Annotated in this window: 23 protein-coding genes; 17 read left to right on the top strand and 6 right to left on the bottom strand. The window is 64.2% G+C overall.

Features of this window, described 5'->3' with window-relative positions; genetic code table 11:
* Positions 1–330: 330 nt before the first annotated feature.
* Positions 331–654: a hypothetical protein gene (locus AC4BCK_RS09385; RefSeq protein ID WP_306971567.1), complete on the bottom strand. Its 324-nt coding sequence runs from the start codon at positions 652–654 to the stop codon at positions 331–333.
* 24 nt (positions 655–678) lie between these two features.
* Here AC4BCK_RS09385 and AC4BCK_RS09380 point away from each other — a divergent pair, with 24 nt between their 5' ends.
* From AC4BCK_RS09380 to AC4BCK_RS09360, 5 genes are all read left to right on the top strand, one after another.
* Complete coding sequence (locus AC4BCK_RS09380) at positions 679–1,272, top strand: hypothetical protein (protein ID WP_490566845.1); 594 nt, start codon at positions 679–681, stop codon at positions 1,270–1,272.
* Between the two features lie 383 nt (positions 1,273–1,655).
* Positions 1,656–1,937 (top strand): hypothetical protein, encoded by a 282-nt coding sequence (locus AC4BCK_RS09375; protein ID WP_306971571.1) that lies wholly within the window; start codon positions 1,656–1,658, stop codon positions 1,935–1,937.
* Between the two features lie 617 nt (positions 1,938–2,554).
* Complete coding sequence (istA, locus tag AC4BCK_RS09370; RefSeq protein WP_237428196.1) at positions 2,555–4,084, top strand: IS21 family transposase; 1,530 nt, start codon at positions 2,555–2,557, stop codon at positions 4,082–4,084.
* Positions 4,081–4,869 carry an IS21-like element helper ATPase IstB gene (gene istB / locus AC4BCK_RS09365; RefSeq protein WP_237428195.1) on the top strand — a complete coding sequence of 263 codons (789 nt, stop codon included), beginning with the start codon at positions 4,081–4,083 and terminating at the stop codon, positions 4,867–4,869. Before istA ends, istB begins: the two co-directional genes overlap by 4 nt.
* Positions 4,870–5,798: 929 nt before the next feature.
* Positions 5,799–6,752: a metallophosphoesterase gene (locus AC4BCK_RS09360; protein WP_330189295.1), complete on the top strand. Its 954-nt coding sequence runs from the start codon at positions 5,799–5,801 to the stop codon at positions 6,750–6,752.
* Positions 6,753–7,044: 292 nt separating this feature from the next.
* On the opposite strand, the gene AC4BCK_RS09355 is transcribed toward AC4BCK_RS09360, so the two are convergent.
* From AC4BCK_RS09355 to AC4BCK_RS09340, 4 genes are all read right to left on the bottom strand, one after another.
* Entirely contained in the window at positions 7,045–7,872 is an 828-nt protein-coding gene (locus AC4BCK_RS09355) for a phosphatase PAP2 family protein (RefSeq protein WP_306971576.1), read from the bottom strand.
* A 102-nt stretch (positions 7,873–7,974) separates the two neighbouring features.
* A complete protein-coding gene (locus AC4BCK_RS09350) occupies positions 7,975–8,694 on the bottom strand; it encodes a DedA family protein (protein WP_306971578.1) in 720 nt (239 codons plus the stop codon).
* Positions 8,695–8,826: 132 nt separating this feature from the next.
* Positions 8,827–11,427, bottom strand: a complete 2,601-nt coding sequence (locus AC4BCK_RS09345) for a bifunctional lysylphosphatidylglycerol flippase/synthetase MprF (RefSeq protein ID WP_306971580.1) — start codon at positions 11,425–11,427, stop codon at positions 8,827–8,829.
* Between the two features lie 66 nt (positions 11,428–11,493).
* Positions 11,494–12,216 (bottom strand): phosphatase PAP2 family protein, encoded by a 723-nt coding sequence (locus AC4BCK_RS09340; protein WP_306971582.1) that lies wholly within the window; start codon positions 12,214–12,216, stop codon positions 11,494–11,496.
* A 157-nt stretch (positions 12,217–12,373) separates the two neighbouring features.
* Between AC4BCK_RS09340 and AC4BCK_RS09335 the strand changes: the two genes are divergently transcribed.
* Positions 12,374–13,084: a response regulator transcription factor gene (locus AC4BCK_RS09335; RefSeq protein WP_306971584.1), complete on the top strand. Its 711-nt coding sequence runs from the start codon at positions 12,374–12,376 to the stop codon at positions 13,082–13,084.
* 88 nt (positions 13,085–13,172) lie between these two features.
* Here AC4BCK_RS09335 and AC4BCK_RS09330 read toward each other — a convergent pair whose 3' ends face one another.
* Positions 13,173–14,666, bottom strand: a complete 1,494-nt coding sequence (locus tag AC4BCK_RS09330; RefSeq protein ID WP_330189294.1) for a sensor histidine kinase — start codon at positions 14,664–14,666, stop codon at positions 13,173–13,175.
* A 478-nt stretch (positions 14,667–15,144) separates the two neighbouring features.
* Here AC4BCK_RS09330 and AC4BCK_RS09325 point away from each other — a divergent pair, with 478 nt between their 5' ends.
* The 11 genes from AC4BCK_RS09325 to AC4BCK_RS09275 all read left to right on the top strand — a co-directional run bounded on the left by AC4BCK_RS09325 (position 15,145) and on the right by AC4BCK_RS09275 (position 24,132).
* Entirely contained in the window at positions 15,145–16,452 is a 1,308-nt protein-coding gene (locus AC4BCK_RS09325; protein ID WP_306971589.1) for an alpha/beta hydrolase, read from the top strand.
* A gap of 91 nt (positions 16,453–16,543) precedes the next feature.
* Positions 16,544–16,864, top strand: a complete 321-nt coding sequence (locus AC4BCK_RS09320; RefSeq protein ID WP_330189293.1) for a hypothetical protein — start codon at positions 16,544–16,546, stop codon at positions 16,862–16,864.
* 66 nt (positions 16,865–16,930) lie between these two features.
* A complete protein-coding gene (locus tag AC4BCK_RS09315; protein ID WP_306971590.1) occupies positions 16,931–17,659 on the top strand; it encodes an ABC transporter ATP-binding protein in 729 nt (242 codons plus the stop codon).
* Positions 17,656–18,558: an ABC transporter permease subunit gene (locus AC4BCK_RS09310; RefSeq protein ID WP_306971592.1), complete on the top strand. Its 903-nt coding sequence runs from the start codon at positions 17,656–17,658 to the stop codon at positions 18,556–18,558. The genes AC4BCK_RS09315 and AC4BCK_RS09310 overlap by 4 nt, the downstream gene beginning before the upstream one ends.
* The gene (locus tag AC4BCK_RS09305) at positions 18,551–19,522 is read left to right on the top strand and encodes an ABC transporter permease (protein WP_306971595.1); all 972 of its coding nucleotides are present in this window, start codon (positions 18,551–18,553) and stop codon (positions 19,520–19,522) included. The genes AC4BCK_RS09310 and AC4BCK_RS09305 overlap by 8 nt, the downstream gene beginning before the upstream one ends.
* A gap of 2 nt (positions 19,523–19,524) precedes the next feature.
* Positions 19,525–20,094, top strand: a complete 570-nt coding sequence (locus AC4BCK_RS09300) for a hypothetical protein (protein WP_306971596.1) — start codon at positions 19,525–19,527, stop codon at positions 20,092–20,094.
* A gap of 196 nt (positions 20,095–20,290) precedes the next feature.
* Positions 20,291–20,494, top strand: a complete 204-nt coding sequence (atpE, locus tag AC4BCK_RS09295) for an ATP synthase F0 subunit C (RefSeq protein ID WP_306971598.1) — start codon at positions 20,291–20,293, stop codon at positions 20,492–20,494.
* Between the two features lie 162 nt (positions 20,495–20,656).
* The gene (locus AC4BCK_RS09290) at positions 20,657–21,265 is read left to right on the top strand and encodes a DedA family protein (protein ID WP_306971600.1); all 609 of its coding nucleotides are present in this window, start codon (positions 20,657–20,659) and stop codon (positions 21,263–21,265) included.
* A gap of 367 nt (positions 21,266–21,632) precedes the next feature.
* On the top strand, positions 21,633–22,220 hold the full coding sequence (locus AC4BCK_RS09285) for a PepSY domain-containing protein (RefSeq protein ID WP_306971602.1): 588 nt from the start codon (positions 21,633–21,635) through the stop codon (positions 22,218–22,220).
* A 25-nt stretch (positions 22,221–22,245) separates the two neighbouring features.
* Positions 22,246–22,524 carry a hypothetical protein gene (locus tag AC4BCK_RS09280; protein ID WP_306971604.1) on the top strand — a complete coding sequence of 93 codons (279 nt, stop codon included), beginning with the start codon at positions 22,246–22,248 and terminating at the stop codon, positions 22,522–22,524.
* 462 nt (positions 22,525–22,986) lie between these two features.
* Entirely contained in the window at positions 22,987–24,132 is a 1,146-nt protein-coding gene (locus AC4BCK_RS09275; protein ID WP_306971605.1) for a S1C family serine protease, read from the top strand.
* The last annotated feature ends 1,239 nt before the right edge of the window (positions 24,133–25,371 follow it).

Raw genomic sequence — 25,371 nt, 5'->3', positions numbered from 1 at the left:
TGCTACCCCTTATCCGGCGCGAAGCAACATGTCCTGCCCGTCACCGTTTCAGCGACGCATCCCGCCCGGCGTCGTGGATCTGCCAGCCTTCAGCTGGCGTGTAGGCCGCGAGAACGAAACCCTCACCGAAGGCCGGACTTGAGCCGGGGGAATGTCTCAAGACAGCCGAGGTACACCTCAAGCCCCGCAAGGCATCCCTAGCCCTGGTAAGGGCTTCGCCAAGGCTGACGCACTGGATATGGAACCGGCCAGCAGCCTGCCCGCTGGTGTATTCCAGGAAGTACCCCATGCGCCGAAGCATGACACACCATCAGGGCCAGGTACAGGGGCTTAGGTCACGAGGATGTCCGCAGCCAGGGATGTTTTGATGACGCCTGGTGAAATCTGCCGTTGTCCACATTTGGGCTTTGCTGCCTGAAGACCGAGCGCCCGCTTGGCGTTGCGTGGCTGCGTGGCCACCAGCGGCACGATGCGCCGCCGACGTGGATAGTTATCAGGATCACGCTGATCCCGAACAGCACGTGATGAAGCGGGATCAGTTGCGGCCCGAAGCTTGCCCATTCCCTCGGAAGCGTCGGGTCCCGGTTTTCCACCACGTCCATTCATGTCGAGCGTTTCGATAGCTGCGGCGAAAATACGTATGGACCACCGCATCCCTTAGGTCATAACCTTCCACTCATGAGCTACCGGGTGTCTTCACTCCTGAACGTGGGTCCTGTAGGCGGGCGTTATGTCTTTCTCCTTGTCGAATGGAATGACTTCGCCCACGGAGTCAAGGAAGAGTTGCACCGTCAAGCGGACGCTTTCGGACAGGCCATGCATGCACACGGCGTATTTGTAAGAGCATTTGAACGTTCAACGGACGCCGTAATTAAACAAGTGATGGACAAGCAGTGGCCGGGCCAAATCACCGAGTGGTTCATGATGGACCAGGAACCCATCATCCTGATTTTCGATCAGGATTGGGAGGATTTCGATCCTGGCCAGCATCCCTATGGCATCATCTGGGTTTCTGATTTCCAAGATGACCCGACTGCTGTCCGCCCCTTGCTTACGGAGCTAGCAATGAGGACTGCCAGAGGGGACGATGTAATCGCATATCTCCATGAGGTCGCCGAGAAGGAACAGCGCAAAAACGTCCTTGACGGTGTGGAGCGCGGTGCAGGGTTGCTTGCCCGCTTCGCCAGTTACGTAGAAATAAAACCAGAGATCTTTGGCGTGGCTGTGGACCTAAAAGCCATCCTGCGGGACATGGCTGAAAGAAAGACATAGCGTAGAGCCGGCAGTTGCCCGCGGGGGATCATCATGTCGGCAGAATCTCCAATATCGGCCCTTTAACAGGCAGGGGGCTTCGGAAAGGGCTGTTTCTCTGCCCATCACTCACGGCCTTTCCCTAGAGACTCCGTTAACTCAAAACCGTTCAGCCAGCGTCCGGTTCACGGAGGATGTCCGGAAGGCGGGGCTATGAGGGCGTGTCACCCGCATAGTCCCGGGCGACCGCCACACCATCGCGGAAATCTCGCTCAGTGTTGTCCTTGAATTTGGCTCCCATCGGTCGCGTTGTCGGCTTCGAATCAGAACTGTCACTGATACCGCCCGGCCGCACAGTTGCACCTGCACTAGGTCGAGCTTTTCCCAGCAGAAGGACTCCAGCTATGAGTGTCGGGAATTACCCCAAATTTTTGTCAGAGTGCATCGTCAAGGATCCTGACAAGGACTCCGGTCTTCGCGACGACGAAATGTACGGGGTGTACCTGAGCTGGTGCACCCTGCACGGAGCGCAGCCCGGCTCCGATCAGGCCTTCTGGGCTGCCATCAAGGAGCTCGGCCACAGCAGGAATTACCGCGGTGACGGCCACCACGTTTGGCCTGGGCTCACGATGACGGGCCCTGCAGCGGTGGACTACATCCTCGCCAGCCAGCCCGGCCTCGTCTAGAACCATCAGATCTTTGAGGCGCCCTCGAAGCATGCCGCGACGTTTGCCTCGTTAGCAGGGAAATGTTTGAGGGGCCGACGGCGACTGGGGGGTATGGACCGTCTCTTGGATTGGTCCACTCCGCCGCCGACCCGGCTTTGCGTCACGCTTCCGCGCGAAAAATTGGTGCCTCCCTAGAGCAACGGTATCCCTCTCCAACTTTTGCTGTCACTAGAAAGGGGGTACCCAATTCCTTTAAGAGGGGGCAGCGGGCCGCTCCTCCCGGCGGTCCTCGAGGCCGAACACGTTCCCCCCGCCTTCCTCTCCCAGAGGGCATTGGCCGGTCGTCTCCTGACTCTGGGGATACGGCGACTCACCGACGGGGCGAAGACTCCAGGTGAACCCCCCGGACCCGCCGATTCTTGCACCCAGGTATCGCATGTTAGCGGCCATGAAAAACTGCCCATAGGCGGCCACGAAAGTGCCCGCTGGCGGCCAGCAGAACTGCCCGCCGGTGGCCATGAGATCTGCCCACTTCCTTACTTGTTCCTGCCGCGTCTTTAAGCGGTGGGGGCCTCTCCCTGCGGTTTGATGACGGTGTCTAAGCGCACCAAAAGCGAACCAGGAAGAGGCCCTGTATGAAGTCTGACGGAGAAATCATGGAAATTCTTGCTGCCTACGATCTGACCGGATCGTTGCGCGCCACCGCGGAGCTCACGGGCTGCTCGCACCACACCGTTGCTAAACACGTCACCGCCCGTGACGCGGGCCGGCCGATCGGGGAACCCGCGGCCCGCGGCCGGGTCACCGACGCGTTCCTGCCCAAGATCGAGGAATGGATCGAAGCCTCCAAGGGCCGGATCCGGGCCGACAAGGCCCACGAAAAGCTCCTCGCTCTGGGCTACACCGGTTCGGAACGGTCTACCCGCCGGGCGATCGCGCAGGTCAAAGCCGCGTGGCGGCTGGGCCACACCCGCGTCCACCGGCCGTGGATCACAGAACCGGGGATGTGGTTGCAGTACGACTTCGGCGACGGGCCCCGGATCGGCGGGGTGAAGACCATCCTTTTCGTGGCCTGGCTGGCGTTCTCACGCTTCCGCATCGTGATCCCGCTCAGGGACAGGACCGCGCCGAGCGTGTTCGCGGCCCTGGACCGGTGCTTCCGGATCCTCGGAGGGGCGCCGACCTATGTCCTCACGGACAACGAGAAGACCGTCACCACCGCCCACGTCGCCGGGGTCCCGGTGCGCAACCAGCAGACCCTGGACTTCGCCCGGCACTACGGGGTGACCGTGCTGACCTGCCAACCGGCGGACCCGGCCACCAAAGGCGGAGTCGAAGCGTCCGTGAAACTCGCCAAGGCCGACCTCGTGCCCAAAGACACCAACCTCCGCGATGACTACCGCACCTTCGCCGAGCTCGAGGCCGCCTGCACGGCGTTCATGGACGAGGTCAATCACCGTGAGCACCGGACGACGCGGCGGAAACCCGCGGCCATGCTCGCCGAGGAAGCCCCGCGGCTGCACCGGATCCCGGACACCGCCCACACGGTCGCGTTCGGCCTGGCCCGCGGCGTTCCGGAGAACACCCCAATGGTCACCTTCGAAAACGCCCAGTACTCCGTCCCGGCCCACCTGCTCGGAGCCCGGGTGTTCGTCCGCACCCACGGCACCGGGCCCGGCGAGCAGGTCATCATCGTCCACCACGGCACGACCGGGCCCGTCGAAGTCGCCCGCCACGAACGGGCACGGCCCGGCAGCCCCGCCATCAACGACGAACACTTCCCCGGAACCCGGGCGAAGCTCCCCGGCGACTACGAGGTGAGGGCCCGCAGCGCGGACGAGGCCGCGTTCCTGGCCATCGGCGAAGGCGCCAGAACCTGGCTCGTCGAGGCCGCCGCGGCCGGGACCGCAAGGATGAACGTGAAAATGGCCGAAGCCGTTACGCTGGCCAAAATCGCCGGCACTGATCAGGTCGACCGGGCCCTGGGCGACGCCGCCCTGCACGGCCGGTTCGCGCACCCGGACCTCGCCTCGATCTTGAACGCCAACATCCGCCGCACTACCACCCACGCCGCCAACGAAGCCACCTCCCTCACCCAAGGAACAGGGGCGTGGGCCGCGATCGGCAACCCCGCAACCATCACCACGCCGGAGGAGGCCCGATGAGCCCCGTCACCACGACCAATACCGTGGCTCCGCCGCTACCGGCGGACCTGGAGGCCCTGATGCGGTCCCTGAAAATGCCCCACGCCCGGGCGCTGGCCCCGGACCTGATCGCGACCGCCCGCGCCCAGCGGTGGGAACCGGCCGAGGTCATCAAGGCCCTCTTCACGGAGGAAGCCGCCGGCCGGGCCCGGTCCATGCTCGCTTCCCGCCGCAAAGCAGCCGGGTTCCCGACCGGGAAGACCTTCGAGGCGTGGGACCCTGCAGCGTCCTCCATCCCGGGCCCGACCCAGCAGGCACTGCGGACCCTGGAATGGATCACCCGCAGGGAAAACTTGGTCGTCTGCGGGCCCTCGGGGACGGGGAAGACGTTCTTCCTCGAAGCCCTCGGCCAGCAGGCCGTCGAAGCCGGAATGCGGGTCGCTTGGTTCAGGCTCGAGGACCTCGGCGTCCTCATCCGCGCCCACCGAACCGATGACAGCGTCACCCGGGCCGTTGCCCGGATCCTGCGCGCCGAGCTCGTGGTCATCGATGATATTGGTCTGTTGCCCGTGGCCACGGACGCCGCCGAAGGCCTCTACCGGGTCGTGGACGCAGCCTACGAAAAACGCTCCGTCGCGATCAGCTCCAACCTCCACCCCGCCGGGTTCGATGAGCTCATGCCCAAAACCCTCGCCACCGCCACCGTTGACCGACTGCTGCACCACGCCCACGTCTGCCAGACCAGCGGCGATTCCGTCCGTCTTACCCAGGCCCTCGCCGGAAAAGGAGTGACCCGCTTGAACTGACCAACCCAACGATGGCCGACCCCGCCGAAACGAATCAGTGGGCAGATCTGTTGGCCATAACCGGGCAGTTTTACTGGCCACCAGCGGGCACATCAACTGGCCGCCCATGGGCAGAACGTAATGGCCATTGACAATCGCAACTCGCTGTCTCGGCATCGACACTCATCATTAATTTCGCAACGACTAACACTACGCGCCACCTTCTACGACTGCGTCCGGTTGCAGCACACCCTGTCCCTGACAAACGCCGCCGCTTGGACTGCAGAAACAGTCGGAAATGGGTTTTCCGTACCTCGGTGAAGAAGTGTGCTGCCACCGCCCACAGCGGGGGCAATTCTCATACGGTGATCCACCGCTACCGCTGCCGGGGAGCTACTCCGAGGGGTCCCAATCCTAGCCGTGGAGAACCCGAACTGACCCCAGCTATGGACGGATTGAACTCGGGGCTGTTTTTGTGCCATCGTTTGTGGCGTTTCGCCGGCTCCGGCGAATTTCTGCGGGGCGATCGTCCTTGGGCGACCGGGCGCCTATCGTCGGCTGCGAGGCAGCTGAGCGGTAGTGAGAGTCGCGGCGCTGCTGTAGGGGGACGTCAACGCCCGTTGCCCGAAGTGGGCGTCCGGGCCATACCCGCACACCCTGCCCGGCACCGGCCGGTGGAGGCAGGTACAGCGTGTGGAGCTGCACAAATGGATCTGGTACTCCCCGGAGGGTCAAGTTACTGTTGCGTACAGAAGCCGAGCCGGATGGAGCGTGGAATCATCGTGGGATCGTTGAGCACAGTGGTGAGGGCCGGTTTGAGTGCCGGTCTGCTGACTCTGACCATGGTGGTGGCCGCCTGTGTCCCGGGTCCATCCGAGCCCCCGCCGTCCGCTGAATCAGTACAGTTTACCGCCCAGGGTGACATCGGCCTTGGGGCGGAGGCTGGAAAGGTGCTGGAGGTCATTGCGGGCCTGAATCCGCAACTTAATCTTGCCCTTGGGGATTTCAGCTATAAGGCCGGCCGCGAAGGGGAATTCTGCGACATGGTTACCGGCAAACTTGGCGCCGATTTCCCGTATCAGCTGATTACCGGGAACCACGAGAGCAACGGGGAGCAAGGGGATATCGACAACTTTGCCCGTTGCCTTCCCAACAGGCTGCCAGGTGTGGAGGGCGAGTACGGCCAGCAGTGGCGTGTGGACGTCCCGGAGGAGCACCCGGTGGTCCGGTTCATCATGGTTTCTCCCGGTATTGAGTTCAAGGACGGGAGGCCGCTCGATTATGCGCGGGGAAGCGAACGCTGGCGCTGGACGGAGGAAGCAATCGACCAGGCCCGCTCCCAAGGGATCCCGTGGACGGTGGTAGGAATGCATGCTCCCTGCTTCAGCATGGGCAAGAAAAGGTGCGAATCCGGAAAGGACTTCACGAATATGCTGATCGATAAGAAGGTCGACTTGGTTTTGTCTGCCCACGAGCATGCCTACCAGCGTTCACATCAGGTGGAGCTGGGAGACAGTTGCCCTGAGCTCGTTCCGGGCGAATTTTCCGCACCCTGCCTAAGCGACACGGACGACAGCATGGTGCAGGGCGGAGGAACGGTGTTTGTCACCGTCGGGGTTGGTGGTGTTGGGCTCTATGATGTGAAAAACGACGATCCGGAGGCCGGTTATTTTTCAACCTGGTCAGGTAGGAATCAGGATCCCGCGCTCGGCACCCTGGACGTCAGAGTTTCCGAAGAGCAGATCACCGCGCGGTTCGTTCCAGCCGAGGGCTACAAATTCACGGATTCCTTCGTCCTCCAGCGTAGAAAAACCGTTGATCCCACATACCACGGGGTAGTGCTGGAGAACATTCCCGGTGTGCCGGGCCGGGTCTGTCCCCGCTGTGATTCCGGCACACCCTGAGGGCGCCGGCCGGCCCGAGGATAGGGAAATGCGTTCTGGGTTGAGGCTGCCGGCTTTTGCCGGCCGGGCTGTCCCTGTATTCGGCCGCCGGTGCATGAACACGCTACAGCCGCCTCGCCCTGCTTTCAGACAACAAACCACGTGCACGCATAAAAACAGCTCCCCGAAAGTCGAACTGAGTCCGAGTTCCGGGAAAGCAGCTCACTTGACCTTACGAATACCCGGTCCCCTGGGATCTCTGCCCTGTGTGCCGGTGCCGTGCGCCGGACCCCCGGTGCCGCTGGGGACTGCGTCAGGGGTTGGAGTGGTTTCTGACCCGGGCTGTCAGGTAGAGGCGGTGGGCGGTGATGACCAGTGCCAGCCATGCTGCGCCGAGTGCCCAGGCTGCGATGACGTCAGTGAGCCAGTGGTGGCCAAGGTAGACCCTGCTTAGGCCCATTGTTGCGGCGAAGACTGCCGCCAGGAGGATTGCTGTTACGCGGGACCGGGATGTCTTCAGGCGGAGGATGACCAGGTAGGTGATGATCCCGGCGATGACGATTGCGTTGAGGGAATGGCCGCTGGGAAAGGACGCGGAGTGCTCGTAGGGGGGAACTGCGTCGCTGAGTGCGGGCCGGGTCCTGCCGATCAGTTGTTTGCCGGCGATTGTCATCAGCAACGATCCTGCAGCGGCAATGATGATGAGGATCACGGGGGTCCAGGACTTGCGGCGCAGGGCAAGGACGATGGTGGCTGTCAAGGCCAGGATTGGCATCCCGACAGTGCCGCCGATGTTGGTGTATGCGGTGACGGCGGTGTCCAGGGCGGGTGAACGGAGGGACTTGGCAGTGTCGAGTACCGGATGGTCAAGTCCCGCGACTCCGTCGGCTTCAACTACTGATTCATAGACCTCGGCGAAGATTACTGTCAGAGTGATCGCGATTGCTGCTCCGGCCAGCAGGGTCAGTATCAGGGCCGAGTGGGGGCCCAGTGCCCTGCTGACCCTTTGGACCGCGGCGGCCAGTGTGTGGCCGGTGCGGCCGTTCCAGCGTGTGAGGTCCTGGGCTCCTACGAAGCGGTCGTGATTGACTTCCCCTTGGATTCCTCCCGCGGAAGCGGGTTCTTCGGTGCCCTTTATCATTAGGGTTCTCCTTCTGTTGCGGCCGGTCCAGATGGTAAGCAAACTTAGCGCCTGCGTGGCTGTGGCTTCGTCCCGGACACGGCAGAGCACCCCTCGGGAAGGTCAGGACGGGTGGTGATCGGGTGCCTGTGCCCGGGTTGCCCGGTTCAGCCGGCGGCGGGCTTTGATGAGCTCGATGGTTATGGGCAGGACGGAGGCGAGGACTACTGCGATGAAAATCAGGTCGATGTTTTTCCCGATCCAGTTGAACTGCCCGAGCCAGTACCCGAGCAGAGTCATCCCGATGCCCCAGAGGAGCGCGCCGATGGCGTTGTAGGTCATGAATGTCCGATAGCGCATGTTTGCGGCTCCGGCGATGACCGGGGTGAAGGTGCGGATGACAGGGACGAAGCGGGCCAGTATTACTGCCCGTCCCCCATATTTGTTGAAGAAGCTCCGGGCCTGCATGAGGTGTTCCTGCTTGAAAAGCTTCGCGTCCGGTTTCCTGAAGATGGCAGGCCCGGCTTTCCTTCCGATCAAGTAGCCTGTCTGGTCGCCGGCGAACGCGCAGATGAAAATCAGAGCTCCGAGGGCCAGGATGTGGACCTTCAGTGTTCCCGTAGCCACCAGCAGGCCGGCGGTGAACAGGAGGGAGTCTCCGGGGAGGAAGAAGCCAACGAGCAGCCCGGATTCGGTGAAGACGAGGCCTCCGATGATGAGCAGCAACCAGGGGGCGAGGCCGGGTTGGTGCAGGAGCAGGATGGGGTCAGCCCAGTCAGGGAGGATCCCGGTCCCGGCCCGCCCCGGCCCGACACTGGCGAGCAGGTGCGCGGAGATGTCCATCCGGCAAGGCTATGCGGGTGCTCCTGAGGATCTCCTGAGAGAGCTCAGGATAAAAGCGGTGCGGCGGGCGGGACCCCATGCCTGTTCCCTGAGCATCGTTTGCTGCACGGCTCCGGGTGGACGGGCGGGAGGTCAGTCCTTGTTGTGGGCCGCTTTGCGGGTGAGCTTTTGTCGGGCGCGGGTCAGGGCGGGGGTGAGCAGGGTCCGGGCCAGGGACAATCCCTGCTCGATTCGGACATGTGGCAGGTAAGCGCGGGCGATGGCGTTGCCGATGGCCGGCAGTGCGGCGGCGTCCGGGTAGAGCAGGTAGAGGGGTGCGTAGCGGGGCTGAAATTTGGCTTTGAAGTTCAGCAGTGACCTGAAGCCGTAGACGGGTTCCAGGAGGGCGCCCAGGCGGTCAAGGAGCCGGTCGATAACGCCCGCGGCCAGTGGCGGATCGGTAGTCGTTGTCTGGTGGGGCAGGCGGGCAAGGGGGGCCCCGGAGAGGCTGATGAATTCACAACCTTCATCCTTAAGGGCTAAGGCGGCTGAGGCGATGAGAAATTCGACGCTGGAGCGGATGGCGGTGCTGCGGCGGCGGATGAAGTCCAGCGTCCACCCCACGACGTGGCCGTCCCGGTACACAGGCAACCATGATGCGACGGCGTGGACTGTGCGCTCACCGTCGATGGCGAGCAGGCAGCGCACTTCGGGGTCGTTGAGTTCATCGATGCCGCCGAGGGTGAAGCCCATTTCCGGTATCTTCTTGTCTGCAACCCATTCTTCGGAAATTACCTGGATCTGGGCTTGGATTGACAGCGGCGCGCTCGGGTATCTTATCCATTCGGCGTGGACACCTGCCTTAACGGTATTGTTCATCGCTGTGCGGATGTCCTGGAACTTTTTGCCCTTGAACGCCAGCGCCTCCAGATCCAGGACGGTTTCCTGGGCGACCTGCACGGTGCCCCACCCGGTCGAGTCGGCGTAATCGCTCAGGTCCCGGGGGACGGAGTAGAAACATGGGGTCCATCCGTTCGCGGCGCAGTACCGGGCGAACTCATCAAAGGAGCTTTGCTGCGCGGATCTTGGTCCGGCCGGCGGGCCGAGGGCGAGGGCAATACCACCGATCACCCGGTAGGCGATGAAGCTTTGGCCGGTGGTGGAGAACCAGTAGGTGTTCCCGGGCCAGGTGGTCATCCAGGAAAGGGAGCTGCTTTCGCAGCTCTTGAGGATGCTCCGGGCCCTGTCTTCATCGTCGCTGCGCCGGCTGTGGGCAGGGCGGAGGAACGAGGCGAGGATCAGGGCCCCTGTTGCGGCCCAGAAGAGAATGCCGACGCCCTCGTACAGGGCCACGGCCACAGTGTCCTGGGGGACGAAGGCGGGAGCAAGGTCCAGCATGTAGCCGAGCGGTAAAAACCTGTCCGGAACATCGGCCAGGAGTTCGGCCATCCCCGGGACCGGGGTAAAGTCTTGGGCCAGCGCCAGCCCGGCCCCGACATAGATGAGGCCAAGGACACCGGCCGTCGCCGCGACGGTGCCGCCCAGGCGCAGGTAGGTTCCTGCGGGGGCCTGGACAGGAAACAGCCCGCGGACGCTGAGCAGGACGATCGAGAGAAGGATCGGCAGCAGCAGCGGCAGCACCAGGGTGAGCGGGTGCCCGTAAACGGCTGCGTCCATCGCCCCGATGCCTTCGCCGGCGGCAGTGGCAGGGGCTGCCGGCTGCAGGACCCCGGCGATCGTGACCGCAGCCAGCACTGACAGGCCGGCCTGGACGAGCAGCGCCGCGGCCCAGGCGAAGCGCCGGCCGCGGCGAAGGCCGTCAGCGAGCAGCAGGAGGAGGAATGAGGGGAGGACGGCCATGAACGTTCCCCCGGCCCCGGCACGTATTTGCAGCTGCGCGGAGGCGCAGTCCCTGGCCTGCGCGGGGTCCGAGCACAGGCTTTGCAGCGTTTGCGGATCGATGGGCTGGATGTTGGTGAACAGGAAACGCAACACCGACAGCGGCCCCACAGCGTGCGGGGCCAGACCGGCCACCACGGGGCCAATGGCTGCGACGGCGACGAGCAGGGCGACCAGCACCCGGCCTTCATGGCGGGAGCTGACGGGCCGGCCGGCCCGCGGACGCCGGCCGGCCAGCACCGGCCCCAGAAAGAGCCCAGTTGCGGCAGCGCCCAGCCGGACCAGATCAGCGAAGCCCCCGTTATACAGGGCAAGGAGCAACAGCAGCGCCAGGACCACCAGCCGGATCCGCCGCCGCCACAGCGTTTCCATGGAAGCGGTCCCGGCCATGGCCGCGGCGCAGATCATGGCGCTGGGTCCCATGAACAGGTGCCCGCTCATCTCCCTGGCCCAGTCCCCTATCAGCCCCCCGGCGCCTGCAACGAATCCTGCCGCGGCCGTGAGGCCCAGCAGCTGGCCGGTGAGGGCAGCCGCGGCGAACCGGGCACTGCCCATCCGTCGCTCCAGCACTACGCCCGCGACCAGGAGCAGCAGTGTTCCGAGCAGGTAGCCCGCAAGGTTGCGGGCCCAGAAGGCTGAGCTCAGCAGTACCCACCAGTACTCCGGAAAGGAATGTGCAGTTGCGGCCAGCTGGTACCGGGAAGACCCGCCCGTAGCGGTCAGAAGGACCCCCGCTCCCAGGAACACGGCGATGCAGGTGAGTGTGACGGGCGCGCCGGCACAGCTCCACCATGGACGCCTTACCCGGAATTTCCCGGCCGGTCCCGCACCCGGACTTTGAGGATGCGTCGTCACGGGTGTTCCTTTCGGGCCCCGATGGCGGGGAGGCTGTACGGTCATCCGGGCGTGGACGTTTGAGTCTTATCGTGCCGGCGTCTGCTCCCGCTCGAAGCGGCGGATCAGGGCGGTCCCGGCGAGGCGTGGCGCTATCAGATTGTTCCATACCGGCAGCCAGGCAAGGATGGCCGCTGAGCTGATGACCACCGACCCGGCGACGTCGCTGAGGTAGTGCACGCCCAGGTACAGCCGGGAGAAAGCGACGAGCGCTACGGACACGGCCCCGGCGACGATCAAGGAGAGCCGGTGGGACCGGGTGGGGGCAAGGACGATGACCGCTGCCAGCACCAGGGCCGTGGCGAAGGCTGTGTGTCCTGAAGGGAAGCTGTCGAGGCCGGTTTCGGTGACGAGGGCGGAGACGGCGTCTGCCGGGGGCCGGGAGCGGCTGACCAGGATTTTGCCGATGGTGGAACTGACCCAGCCGACGGCGACGACAGATCCGAAGGCAAGCGCCTGCAGGGGACGGCCCCTGCCCCACAGGAGCCATGCGCAGATTCCCAGCAGCAGCGCCATCGCCCCTGCAGGGCCGATGCCGTAATTAATCAGTTGGCTCAGCCCGGTAAGGGCACCGTTGCGGCCGTGACTCAGGGTGATATCCAGGCTCAGTTCCGGTGCAAAAGGGCCCAGTGATTTCGCTGCCAGCCCCCAGGCGAGGGCCGCCCCGTACATGAGCATCGCCGCCGGAATCCACCACCAGGAACGCACTCCTGGCAACATTGCTGACTGGGACGGAACGGCAGTGCTCATGGGCATGGTCCTCACTGATCGGCACGGTGGTGATCTTTAGAGAGCATGGCCTTCAGGCTCTGAGAGGAAGCTGAGAACACCGCCCTACGATGCGTTTCTCAGGGTGTCCTCAGATGCGCGGGTTGATACTGGCTGTAGCGACAAGGAAAGGTCCACCATGAGAATCCTGCTGGTTGAGGATGAGAAGATGCTCGCCGAGACGGTCCGGCGGGGCCTGACCAATGACGGTTTCGTCGTCGATGTCACTCACGACGGCGTGAGCGGCCTGTGGGCTGCGACGGAGAACCCGTACGATGTGATCCTTCTGGACCTCATGCTTCCGCTTAAAAACGGCTACGACGTGCTGAAGGAAATCCGGGAACGGAAAATTTGGACCCCGGTGTTGATGCTCACGGCCAAGGACGGCGAATATGACCAGACGGACGCTTTTGACCTCGGCGCCGATGACTACCTGACCAAGCCTTTCAGCTTCCTGGTGCTCCTGGCCAGGATCCGGGCGCTGATGCGCCGCGGAGCGCCCGAACGTCCTGTCGTGCTCTCCCTTGGCACACTGAGCATGGACCCGGTGAGCCGCAGCGTCCGCCGCGGCGGGGAAACGATTGCGTTAACGGCCCGCGAATATGGGCTGCTGCAATACCTCATGCGCCGGCACGACCAGGTCGTCTCCAAAGCCGAAATTCTCGACAACGTCTGGGATCCTGCCTTCGAGGGCGGGGACAACGTGGTAGAGGTTTACATCGGGTACCTGCGACGGAAAATTGATGGTCCTTTCGGCGTGCAGACCCTCACCACAGTCCGCGGAATGGGCTACATGCTCATCGCAGACCGGGCCCCGGGCACGGACTCCCCGGACCGGCCGGGCATCTAGGACCAGAAACGACAAAACGTCAGCGCACGGCTGTCCGCGGACCCTACCCCGGCGGGGCAGTTCCAGCGGCCTTGGGGGGCTCCGGTTTTCAGCCCAGAGACTGCGGTTCAATGGTCCTGGCCCCCTCGGCGCCCCTCGTGTCCGTTCCCTGGCCGGGGGTCTGAGGGAGCACGAGCTCGAACCGGCAGTCACCATTGGGGGTTTCGGTGGCCCGGATTGTCCCGTGGTGGGCTGCCATGATCCCGGCGGCGATGGCCAGGCCCAGGCCGCTGCCACCGCTTTCCCTGGAGCGGCTCTCGTCGAGCCTGACGAAGCGTTCGAAGATCCTTTTCCGCTCCGGCTCCGGGACGGGAGGGCCATCGTTATCGATGGTGACGGTGGCACCCTGGGCGTCGTTGCGCAGTGTGATGCTGATCCAGGCCTGGGCGTGCCGGTCCGCGTTGTCCAGGACGTTGCGTATCACCTGTCCCAGGCGCCGGGCGTCGCCGGTGACCCGGGCCGGAGTGAGCTCGGCGGTGATCTGATGCCGGCTGGTGGAGCGGAGCCGCCGTATTTCTCCGTCCAGGACATCGTCCAGGTCCACATCGCGGGCCTCCAGCCTGAGGCCGCCGTCGTTGGTTTTGGCCAGGGTCAGCAAATCCTCCACCAGGTACCGCATCCGGGCGGTTTCCCCGGCCAGGACCTCTTTCACGCCGTTCCAGGTCTCCCCCGAGGGGTCAGCGGCGGCGATCTCCACCCCGGCGCTGAGGGTGGCGAGCGGGCTGCGCAGTTCATGGCTGGCGTCCGAGACAAAGCGGCGCTGTTCCCGGTCCGAGGCCTGGAGCCTCTCGAGCATCGTGTTCATGGTCAACGCCAGGGCATGGATTTCATCGGCGGTGGGTGGCACGTCCACCCGCCCGTCCAGCCGCTGGGCGTTGATGTCTGCGACCTGCCCGCGGATCCGTTCGACCTGGCGCAGCGACCGGCCCACCAGTACCCACACGGAGACCCCGACGATGGCCAGCAGCAGGGGCGTGGCACCGAGCATGAACCATCCCACTGTGGTCACAGTGTCGGCCTGGACCTGCACAGTGACAGCGACGACGACGGTGTACACCCCGGTCCCTGCCGCCACGCCGCTGGCAATGATCAGGAATTCATCGTCATCACCAATGCTTTGCAGGCTGGATACGTCCTGGGTCAACGTCTGCCCCGCACCGGGACGCAGGTCAGTGAGCGGGGTCCTGGCAGCAGACGGGACTGATCCGGCGATCACGGCACCTGCCGGGCCCAGAATTTGCACGATTTGGCCCGTATGCGCCGTGGACTCGATGTATTGAGCCGCCTCGGCAACATCCTGGTCCGCAATCAGCGTGATCACGTCCTGGGCTTTCTGTCGTGCCGCTGCCTCCGTCGTTGCGACCAGCGAGGTCTGCAGCAGCACCAGCAGGATAATCCCTCCAACCAGCAAAGCCCCCGCGACCACCGCGACTGCCGTGGCCGTGGCGCGCTTGCGGATACCCCACCGCTTCCTGCTCCTGAGGCGCCCGGGCCGGAGGTCGCCGCCGGCGCGGCCGTGCGGTAAAGAGGTGTCCTGGTCCATCATTCAAGGATGGGTCACCCCCCTGGCCTGAGACAACTCCCCGTGCGGGTCCTCTCAGCCGTGCCTCATCGCCCCTCAGCCCCTTCTCAGGTTCTCCCCCTCACAGTGGAGGTACGGCACCGGCCCCGGAAGGCAGGAGCGGACGGGCTCAAGCCGGATGGGGCTGCGTCCGCGATCGAAGCGGATTATGAAAATTGGCAGCCATTGTATCCAGGACACCGATCCTGCTGTTGGATGAAGGGAGCGCCTATGACAGCCACACGGTGAAGCCCCGGCCTGAAGCACTGCCCGAAGCAGCTGCCGGGGCACCGTGACCCGCGGGAGCCCCACGTCTTCTTTCCGCGGGCCGCGGTTTTCCCGGCACTGTCAAGGGCGTGCCGCGGCACGCACTGCCCGGACCGCGCGTTCGTCCATGACATGACACGCCGCTTATCAGCCCTATGTTTCATCACCAACCACGGGAGGGAGCTGCCGCCAGATGGATGCCCTGACCGGTCTGGATTTGCTCACCGGCGTTGTCCCTGTCACTGCAGGAGTCCTCGCCGGCGCCGGCGGGCTTTTCCTTTTTCTTCGCAGGGGCCGGGGCTGGTGGGCGGCGGTGGCAGCCGCCGCCGCGGCCGCCGGGCTGCTGGCCTGGGGAATTAACTGGTTCCTGACGAATGTCTCGGGCACCACAGCCCATGATCTGCCCGGACCCGTGATTCTGTGGCTCGCGGTGGCGGTTTTGGCCGTCCTGCTGATGCTTCTGAATCTGCACCGCTCCCGGTGGCCGAGGAAAGTCCTCGCCCCGGCGGCCATGGCCATGGTATTGCTGAGCGCAACTCTTGGGACCAACGCCTATTTCGGGACATACCGCACCGTTGATGACCTGACCGGGGCCAGCACAGCCGGGATCACAGCCCTTGCCCCCGGCACCGGCGCCCCGGATGCCGGTACTTCACCGGTTTTGGGACCCGTGTCCGCCCGCTGGGTGAAGCCCGCTGACCTGCCAACGGGCGGGACCATCAGTTCTGTTCAGATCCCGGGACCGGTTTCGGGGTTCAGTCCCGGCACGGGATATGTGTACCTGCCGCCGGCGTACCAGGCGCAGGACCGGCCGTTGCTGCCGGTCCTTGTTTTGGTCGCCGGGCAGCCGGGGTCCCCCTCAGACTGGGTCAGTTCCGGCCGTTTAAAGGAAACCATGGACGCCTTCGCCGCCGCCCACCAGGGCCTGGCCCCCGTCGTGATCGTTCCGGACGCCAACGGCTCCGGTACCGGGAATACCATGTGCATGAATTCGGCCATCGCCAACGCCGACACCTACCTCGCCGTTGACGTGCCGGCCTGGGTCCGGTCCACGCTGAGCGTTGACCTAAATCCCCGGCGCTGGGCTTTTGGCGGGTTTTCCTTTGGCGGGACCTGCGCCATCCAGATGGCTGCCCTCCACCCGGACATCTACCCCTCTGCAATCGACCTCAGTGGCGAAGCTGAACCGGCCCTGAGCGCAGACCGCGCCGAGACCGTCCGCCGGGCCTTCGCAGGTAATACTGGGGCCTTCACTGCCCTGACTCCGCTGGAGGTGATGGCGCATACCCGGTACCCCAACAGTGCCGTCTACTTCGCGGCCGGGGCCCAGGACGGAACGTTCTCCGCCTACATGGCCCAGGTGTCCGGGGCCGCGAAACAAGCCGGCATGGACGTCATCGCGGTGCCCGTGCCGGGGCTTGGCCATTCCTGGGGTGTCCCGCAGCAGGCTCTGGGCCCGGCGCTGGACTGGCTCGCGTACCGGCTGGGCCTCGTCCACTGACAGGCCAGCACCTGTCGCTTTTCGCCTTTCCACTGGTCCCGGGCGAGGGGTCCACAGGGCTTTCTCAGCAGTGGCAGGGCAGGGTGGGTGCATGAACAGCATCGGCAAAAGCCTCACGGCCGCACTGACCCTGACGATCGTTTCGGTGCTTGGCGCCGGAGCGGCCGCCGGGGCTGAACACCCGCAGCACCCCGCGTCCCACGCGCCGGTGTCGGTAACCGCCCCCGCCGGGCTGCTGAGCCCACCGGGCACCCCTGTCTACGGCCCTCCCCCCGGTCATCACGCAGGGCCGGCCGGCCCGCAGGCGGCCGGGCAGGACCTCCACCGTGAGGAGCGGCTGGTCGAGGACGAACGCGAACACGCAGAGGCTGCACCGCATACCCTGGGCCGATTTGATTCCGGGAGCGCCTGAAATTGTTCACAGTCATTCTCAGGGTGCTCTAAGCCTCCCGCCCGTACCGTCATCACCATGACGGACATGGCAATTGAAACGGACAGGCTGACCAAAAGGTACGGGAACGCTGTGACGCTGGATGCCCTGACCCTCCGGGTCCCGGAGGGGGAGATTTTCGGTCTCCTGGGACACAACGGGGCGGGCAAGACCACGACGGTGAACATCCTGACGACCTTGCTCCCCCCTTCCTCCGGCACGGCACGGATCGGAGGTCACGACCTTGGACGCGGCGCGGCGGGGGTCCGCCGCTCCATCGGATACCTGCCCGAAAACGTGCAGTTCTACGGCAATCTGACGCTGGAGGAGAACCTGCTGTTCTTCGCCGGGCTCTCCGGAGTGGACCGGCCCCGGGCCGCGGTTGAAGCGGCGCTGGAAGCGGTGCACTTCACCGGTTTCGGCCGGCAGCGGATGGAGACGTTTTCCAAGGGGATGCGCCAGCGGGCCGGGATCGCCCAGGCGATCCTGCACGCGCCCGCTGTCCTGTTCCTGGACGAGCCAACATCCGGGCTGGATCCGCAGGGAGTGGCACACCTGCGCGAGGTCATCATCGGTCTGAACCGCGAGTTCGGGATGACGATTTTCATGAGCACCCATCTTCTGGCGGAAGTGACCCGGACCTGCACGAGCATCGGGATACTTAGCTCCGGCAGCCTGATCTACCAGAACTCGGTCGCGGCGACCCTGCAGTCGTTCCCCGATCAGGAATCTCTGGAAGAGATCTACCTGCGCATCGAAGCCGGTGCCGTGCCGTGAGTGTCTGGAGGAGCACCGTCCGTCATGAAGTAGCCGCAACGTGCCGGGAACGGCTCCCTCAGCTGGTCCTCTCCGTCTTCGTTGCCATGACCGGGGCTGCGGCCTTCATTGGTTCCTCAGCCAAAGAAACCGTCAGCGGCGTCTACCGGGAGGCAGCCGCCCAGGCACTGACGACCGCGGCGAACCCATTCGACGGTGTCTCCCCTCTCTACTACGCGCGGAACAATGTCATCTACATCATCCTGATCGGTGCCCTGCTCGCCATCGTCACCGGCGTCCAATCCACGATCCGTGACCGCCGGGCCCAGACCATCGACCTCGTCCTGTCCCGCGATGTCCGCCCGGTGAGCTACCTCGGTGCGAAACTTTCCGGGATAGCGTTGATGCTGGCCGGACTTTTGGTTCTTACGGCGTTTCTCAGCTTTGCCGGCATTGGAGCAGTGACCGGAACCGTGCCAACGCCCGGTGAAAGCCTCAGACTCCTGGGCCTGTACGGGCTCGCCTGGCTGTTCCTGATGGCATTCGTCACCTTCGGCATGATCAGCGGCATCCGGGCCGCAGGAGCCACCCCGGCACTCCTGATGCCCATCGTCGCCTGGAGCATCATAGTCTTCATCCTGCCGCTGGCCGGAACCGCCGCGTTGCCGGTCTCACTCCTGAACCCTGTGCCGGCGCCCGTTGTTGCCCCGGAAGGTTTCTTTGCCCTGAGCAGCACCGTCACAGGACCCCTGTCGCTGGGCGAGCAATTCAAACACGCCGCCCTCCTCCTCCTCCAGGACCCTGCCGCTACCGGCACGATAACTGCACCGCTCCTGACGATTCTGGCAGTCCTCACAGGGGGCTGCGTGGTGCTGCTGGCCACAAGCCGGCACCGGCTGAGGAGCCCAATCCATGCCTAGGCTCCTGAGGATCTGCGGGAAGGAACTCAAAGACCTTACCCGCAGCCGTGCCCTGACAACGCTGGTCCTCTTCCTCGCCGCCGTCGTCGCTCTCTCAGTACTGGTGGCAGCAGCAGACTTTCGCATCAAAATCGGCGAATACAACAACTACGTTGCAGCACTGACACGCAGCGGAGGGACCGTCAGCGGGCCACCACCGGAACTCTCCGCCCTTCAAATGCTGCGCGCCGCCATGGAGTATCTGGAAATCGTCGGCAGCCTGTTTGCCGTCATCCTCGGCTACGGGCTCATAGCAAAAGAAAAAAACAGAGGCACCCTTCAATTACTCTTTACCCGTCCGCTGGGGCGGGTCAGCTTCGCCGGTGGGAAAATCCTGGCCAGCGTAGTCCTCTGGGCGGCCGTGACCGCAGCCTTGTTCGCCGTGATCACAGCAACCCTGCTCCTGGTAGCCAACGCGCCGCTGCAGGGAGAAGACTTCGCGAAGCTGGCAGTGGCCGCGGCCCACACCGCCATCTACCTCACCATGTGGTCGCTGGCCGCGTTTGCCCTGGCCGCCTTCACCCGAGCGCCGGGAACAGGCCTGGTCCTGGCCCTGGTCCTTTGGCTCGTGGTGGTGCTGGTCATTCCCCAAATCGGAGACACCATGGACCCGGACAACCAGGTCCCCGGCGGCCTGTTCGCCAGCCTCCAGATCGACAAGTCCCATGAACACTCCGTGATGGCCGGCTTCGCCGGCTACGAAACAGCCCGGGACCTCATCGAACAAACCTCTGTGACCAAACAATACGAACGCCCGCTGTTCGCCTGGCTGGGCATCAAAAACCAGTACAACCAGCAACCCTTCAGCGTCATCTGGGCCGGGACCTTCAACAACACCCTCTGGCTCCTGACCGGGTTCGCCGCAGCCCTCGCGGCGTCCTTCCTCGCAGCGACCCGGACAAATCTACTCAGAAAGCTCACCTGATCATGAAAAAAGTCCTCATCCCCCTGGGCGCGTTCCTCGCGGCGCTGCTGATCGGAGTCCTGATCTGGCAAAGCTCAACCAGCGCTTTAACCGGCCCTGGTGCCGGCGCCTCGGCAGCTGCGTCAGCTCCGACGGTCCTGCCGGTCACCTCTAACCCCATCGCTGGCACCGGCACAAAGACCGGGCTGAGCATCACCGGGGCGATGGCAGAAGACAATATCGACCCGTCAACCAAAGCAGCCATCGGTGACCGGTTGCAGTTCACGCTCACCAACACCACGGACACACCCCTGACCGGGCTGGAGGTCTTTTACACCATGAAGGACACCGCCACGGGCGCCACCGAGTCCTACTACCAAAAACTGGACGGAACCACCCTCGCCCCGGGCCAAAGCACTACCATCTATTTCGACAACGGCACCGGCACCGGCCACTATCCGGAAAACCAGTACAGCCTCTACCGCAGCTCCACCAACGAGGTACGGATCAGCATCGAAGCCGCCGTACCCGGATACGCCCCGGCCCAAGCCACCGCCACCAAGGCCCAAGGCGCCGGCGAGAAAGCGGACTGACCCGACCCCGGACCAAACCAGACAGATCTTTTGCCGCCGCGCGCACCCACCCCATCCTTCCCCGGAAGGCTCGCAAGCCGGGACCATACACAAGGCAGGAACCGCCCACTGCTCCGGGCGCTGGCCCTGACCGGGCACGCTGCCCTCCAGCCAGGGAACACCGCATCACATACCGCTCACAACGAAGGGAACCCGAATGAGAGGCAGTCTGAATCTGGTCGGTTACGGCCTGTCCGCGATCGGCGGCGGTATCGGCGTAGGCCTGGTATTCGCCGCCTACATCAACGGTGTAGCCCGCCAACCGGAAGCCCAACGGGTGCTGCAGCCCATCGCGTTCCTGGGCCTGGCACTGACCGAAGCCCTCGCCATCCTCGGCCTCGTTTTCGCGTTCGTCCTCTAAGCCCGCCCGTGGCTGTGGAAACGGCCCGGGACAACACCAGGAACGAATCGTGAACGGAGTCGCCGCCGATTGGCCTGCAAGGATCCATGCCCTCCCCCGGCAGCCCGGCCGGCCCACCCGAAAGGGACTGAATCAACGCACCGAAGGGCAACGGGCCCTGCGGTGACCTGGCTTACAGACGCGATCCAGAATGCCGGGCCAATTCCCGCGTACCTGATCATCTCAGTCATCGTCTTCGCCGAAGACGCCCTGTTCATCGGATTCATCCTGCCCGGTGAAACAGCCGCGATCCTCGGTGGCGTCCTGGCCAGCCAGCAGCACCTGCAGCTCTGGCTGGTCATCACCCTCGTTGTGCTCGCGGCCATCACTGGTGATTCCGTGGGGTACCAGGTCGGACGGCATTACGGTGCCCGAATCCTGAAACTTCCCATATTGGTCAAGCGGCAAACCAAAATTGACCAGGCCCGCGATCTTCTGGCGCGCCGGGGCGGGGCCGCTGTCTTCCTCGGAAGGTTCACCGCGTTCTTCCGGGCCGTGATGCCCGCCCTGACCGGCCTGTCCCGCATGCCCTACCGTCGTTTCCTGGCCTACAACATCGCCGGCGGCGCAATCTGGGGCACCGGTGCGGTCCTGGTCGGCTACTTCGCCGGCCACGCCTACCTCAGTGCCGCACAAAGCATCGGCTCCACCCTCGCCCTTGCCCTCGGCACCCTGGTCATCACAGCAGCAGCTATCTGGCAGCTCCGCAAACGCCACAAGAACCACGAATAAACGCGGTATGTCATCGCGGTCGGGACTGCCGGCCTGCACCCGCTCCCGCGCAGCGCGGTGCCTGCCGAAGCCGAGGCTGAGCACGTCCCCGCCCGATTCCAGGCAATCCCGCTGCTGGAGGCCCCCAAGAAGGGACGGAGTATGGGTTTCATTTCCCACGCCCCCGCACGAGCCTGGCAGTCCTGCCTGGTACCCGGCGAGGACTTCAGCCGCCCCTTTTCGAGGCTTACCGGGTTGCTAAGTGATCGTTCAGGTTTCCTCAGCGTTCTCTTAGGGCACTGGGGCGAGAGTGGGTACAGGCGCCGGAACACATCGGATCCATCCAGGACCAGGCCGGCGTGCAGGAATCGACCGAAAGGCCAACACCATGAACAGCACATTCAAGAACCGCAAGACCCTCATCGGTGCTCTCGCCGGTCTCGCGCTTGTCGGTGGCGGAACCATCGCCGGACTCTCCGCAGCCAATGCCAGCACAACGCCCACCGCGCCCGTCAGCCAGCCCGCGCCGGAGACGGAGAGCGGTGAACAGCAGGAACCAAAACTCAATGGTTCCATCACCGTCCCCGAAACGGGGAGCGAACAATCCGACACCCAGGAATCCGCACAGCTGGCCGGTTTGGCAACCATCGACGCCAAGGCAGCCGAAGCCGCAGCAGTGGCCTCCATACCCGGATCCAGTGCCCTCTCCTCTGACCTTGGAGACGAGAACGGCTTCCTGGTCTATGAGGTCACAGTCAAGGACGGCGCGGGCGCCGTAAGTGAAGTCAAGATCGATGCCGGCAACGCCACGGTCCTGGCCACGGAAGCCGCCGACCAGGCTGAGGGACAGAACAGCGACCACAACGAAACCGCCGACCATGATGGACAGAACGGCGACCAGAACGAGGCCGCCGACGCCTCAGAAGCGCCTGACGCCTCAAACGCACCCGATACCGGTTCCAGCGCGGCCAAGTAGCCCAAGGCTGGCTTACCAGAAGGACATGCGTTCCATGAACACGGTGGGGGCGGGACAAAACGGCGAAACCAGGCCAGGCCCCTCCCCCACCACGGAGGACAACGGCCCGGAATCGCTGCGGAAGCAGGCCCAGGAACTGATAGACGAGATACTCGCCGACACCAGCCCGGAGCACCTGCCCGCACGGAACCGGCTGCTTGACTGTATTTCCAACCACCCCGGCAAACCCGAAGCGGCGCTCCTTGAACACCTGATGAACAGGCCCGCCACCTCGGGCCCCAGCACCAAACAGCCCGAAAACTGAAAGGCCCAGGGGGACAGCGGGACCGCGACTGCCACCGATTCACAGCACCCTCCCAGCGAAGCACCGTACAACTCCCAGTGGGAGTTCCCGCACTGAAGGCAAAGGGGGAACCGAACCAGTCAACACGTATAGAAAGGCAACCCGATGACACACCCCCTTAGTTCGCCTGGTCCGCAGCGCCCGGACTCACAACCCCCGGCCTCCTACCCCGCCGCGGATGCTGGCGGGCCTTTCCCCGCGGGGCCGCCTGCTGCCCATGACCCCTGGACGTATCCAGGGAAAGGTTCCGTCTCTAGGGACGACACAACGGATTACACCCACCGCCCGCCACAGCCGGCCGCTGCACCCAAAAGCTACCTCCCTCCTGCCCCCGCAGCTCACTCCCCCGAAAGCAGGACCCAGCGGCGTCCAAGTACCCGCCTAATCGTCACAGGGCTGGTCCTGGCTGCCCTGGCCGGTGGCGTGGCAGCAACCGGCACCGACTCGCTGCTCGAGGCCCAAAGCGCCCCGGCAGCAGCAGGGACGGCCCGGACGACGCAGACCGTTGTGAATAACACTGATTCCGTGAATGTAGTCTCCGCCGCAGCCCAAAAAGCGACACCGAGCGTAGTCACTATCGCCGTCACCTCAGGTACAACCGGCGGGACAGGATCGGGCATCATCCTGGATACCCAGGGACACATCTTGACCAACACGCACGTGGTCACCCTCGACGGGAAGGCACCCAACCCGGCCCTCGAAGTGCGCACCAGCGACGGCAACGTCTACCCGGGCACCGTCCTGGGCGCGGACCCGCTCTCTGACCTCGCGGTCATCAAGGTCGACGCCCCAAACCTGGCCCCTGCAGCGCTGGGAGACTCCTCCAAAGTCAACGTCGGTGACACCGCCATAGCCATCGGCGCACCATTGGGGCTTACCGGAACAGTGACAGATGGCATCATCTCCACTCTTAACCGGACCATCAGCGTTGCATCCTCGGCCATCCCCAACAACCCCGCAAACGATTCCGGGCAACCCGACAGCGGCGGCAGTTTCAGCTTTGCCCCACCGGACAGCTCACAAAGCTCCGCACCGACAACCAACGGCAACGTCAGCCTCAACGTGATCCAAACCGACGCAGCAATCAACCCCGGCAATTCAGGAGGTGCACTGGTGAACACCCAAGGCGAGATCATCGGGGTGAACGTCGCCATCGCATCAGCCGGCGGAAACTCATCCTCGGGCACCTCCGCCGGAAACATCGGCGTCGGATTCGCCATCCCGATCAACAATGCCACAAGGATCGCACAGGAAATCGCCACGCACGGTAGCGCCACCCACGGCCAACTAGGCGTGACAATCACCCCGAAAGCGGCAGGCAAAAAATCCCACTTCTCCATCGGCGCGGCCGTCGCAGACGTAGCAGCAGGATCCGCAGCGGACAAAGCCGGCATTCAGAAAGGCGACGTAATCACAGCCCTCGGGAACCGCGCCATTCAGGACGCCTCCGAACTGACAGCCGCCGTGCATGAACAACCCGCCGGTGCCACCCTTGACGCCACCCTGACACGCGGCGGCAAACAACAACAAATCACCGTCACCCTGGGATCCTCCACGACTCAGCCCTGATCTCTCGGGCACGATATCGGACGCAATCACCGCCGCACCACCCGGCCGTGAGGCCAGCAAGGAGTCAACACCCCACCGATAGTGGCACGGGGTTCCCCTCCCGCGCCCCGTGAGGCGGAGGCCTTAACCTCGAGAATGTTTGCACGGAGGTGTGCCTTGTTTGGCCATTGCTGCAGGAGTCTACGTTTAGTCAAGAGGCTTGGCGTGAACGTCGACTCCTAAATCGTGCCGCGAGCAACACACCACCGCTGCGGTGAAGACGTTGAGCGAGAAAATCTATGAAGGGAAGACGTTGCGATACGGTGTTCCTGACTACCGCTGATGGCTATCCGTGGATTCGGAACAGACCGTCGGACCAGCCGCAGATGTTGGACTCACACGCAACTTAAGCTCCCCGTGTGTCATCCTTCCCCGGAAGAAAACGACGGAATAAGAATCAGTATGATCCGGCAACAACGAGGCCTCTATCAACGGTCAGCAGCCGAATCCGGCATGCGCGGCAACAGTAAGATGGGGCGCACGCACTCGCTCATAGTAAGCGTATCCCCGAGAGGCATTGGCTGTCGCCGTGCCCCTGGGCTTCAGGACAGGTAACCTTCGGGGACGTATGGGGTGTCGCGCTTTGTGATCGGTTGACTCGTCCGGCATACGCGGAGCCGATTCAGTGTCTTAGTCCTGCGAGGCGCAGGGAATTGTCGGGGTGACACCAAGCCCGGCTATGAGGTCCGCCACGTGGAGCTTTTGGTTCTGGTGCCCGGAGGCTTTGGCCGGCAGTTTAAACGCTCGTTATGGCTGCACCGGTTCTGGGCCATGATCGCTCCGCCAACGGCATCGATCACGGTCCGGCGGCATATCTTTTTTCAGGTCCGCGGTAAGCCGCTCGACAGTCCATCCCTGACCGCCAGGCGCAGCGTGCTGCCGGCAACCTGGGCAAACGCGGCCGCTTAGCTGATGACTTCGTCGATGAGACCCCCGGGGTGGAGGCGCAAAAGTTCAGCATAGAAGCCGCGGCAACCGCGGCCCATGGCTCTCAGGGCCCATTGACGTGCTTGCCATGCACAGCGGCTTGCACTGGCTTCAGCCGGAAGACAACGGACAGGGCACTGTTCCTGCACAGCGACGGACTATGCGGGTACCAGCGATGAGACCAGCACAGCTGAGCCAACATCCTCCAAGCCCGGCCTGTAGTTGCAGTGCCCGGCCCACCGCAGGGCAATGTTCACGGGTTATCAACCTCTC

The sequence above is a fragment of the Pseudarthrobacter sp. As-47 genome (assembly GCF_058215595.1).
This window is presented reverse-complemented; position numbering and strand designations above follow the sequence as displayed.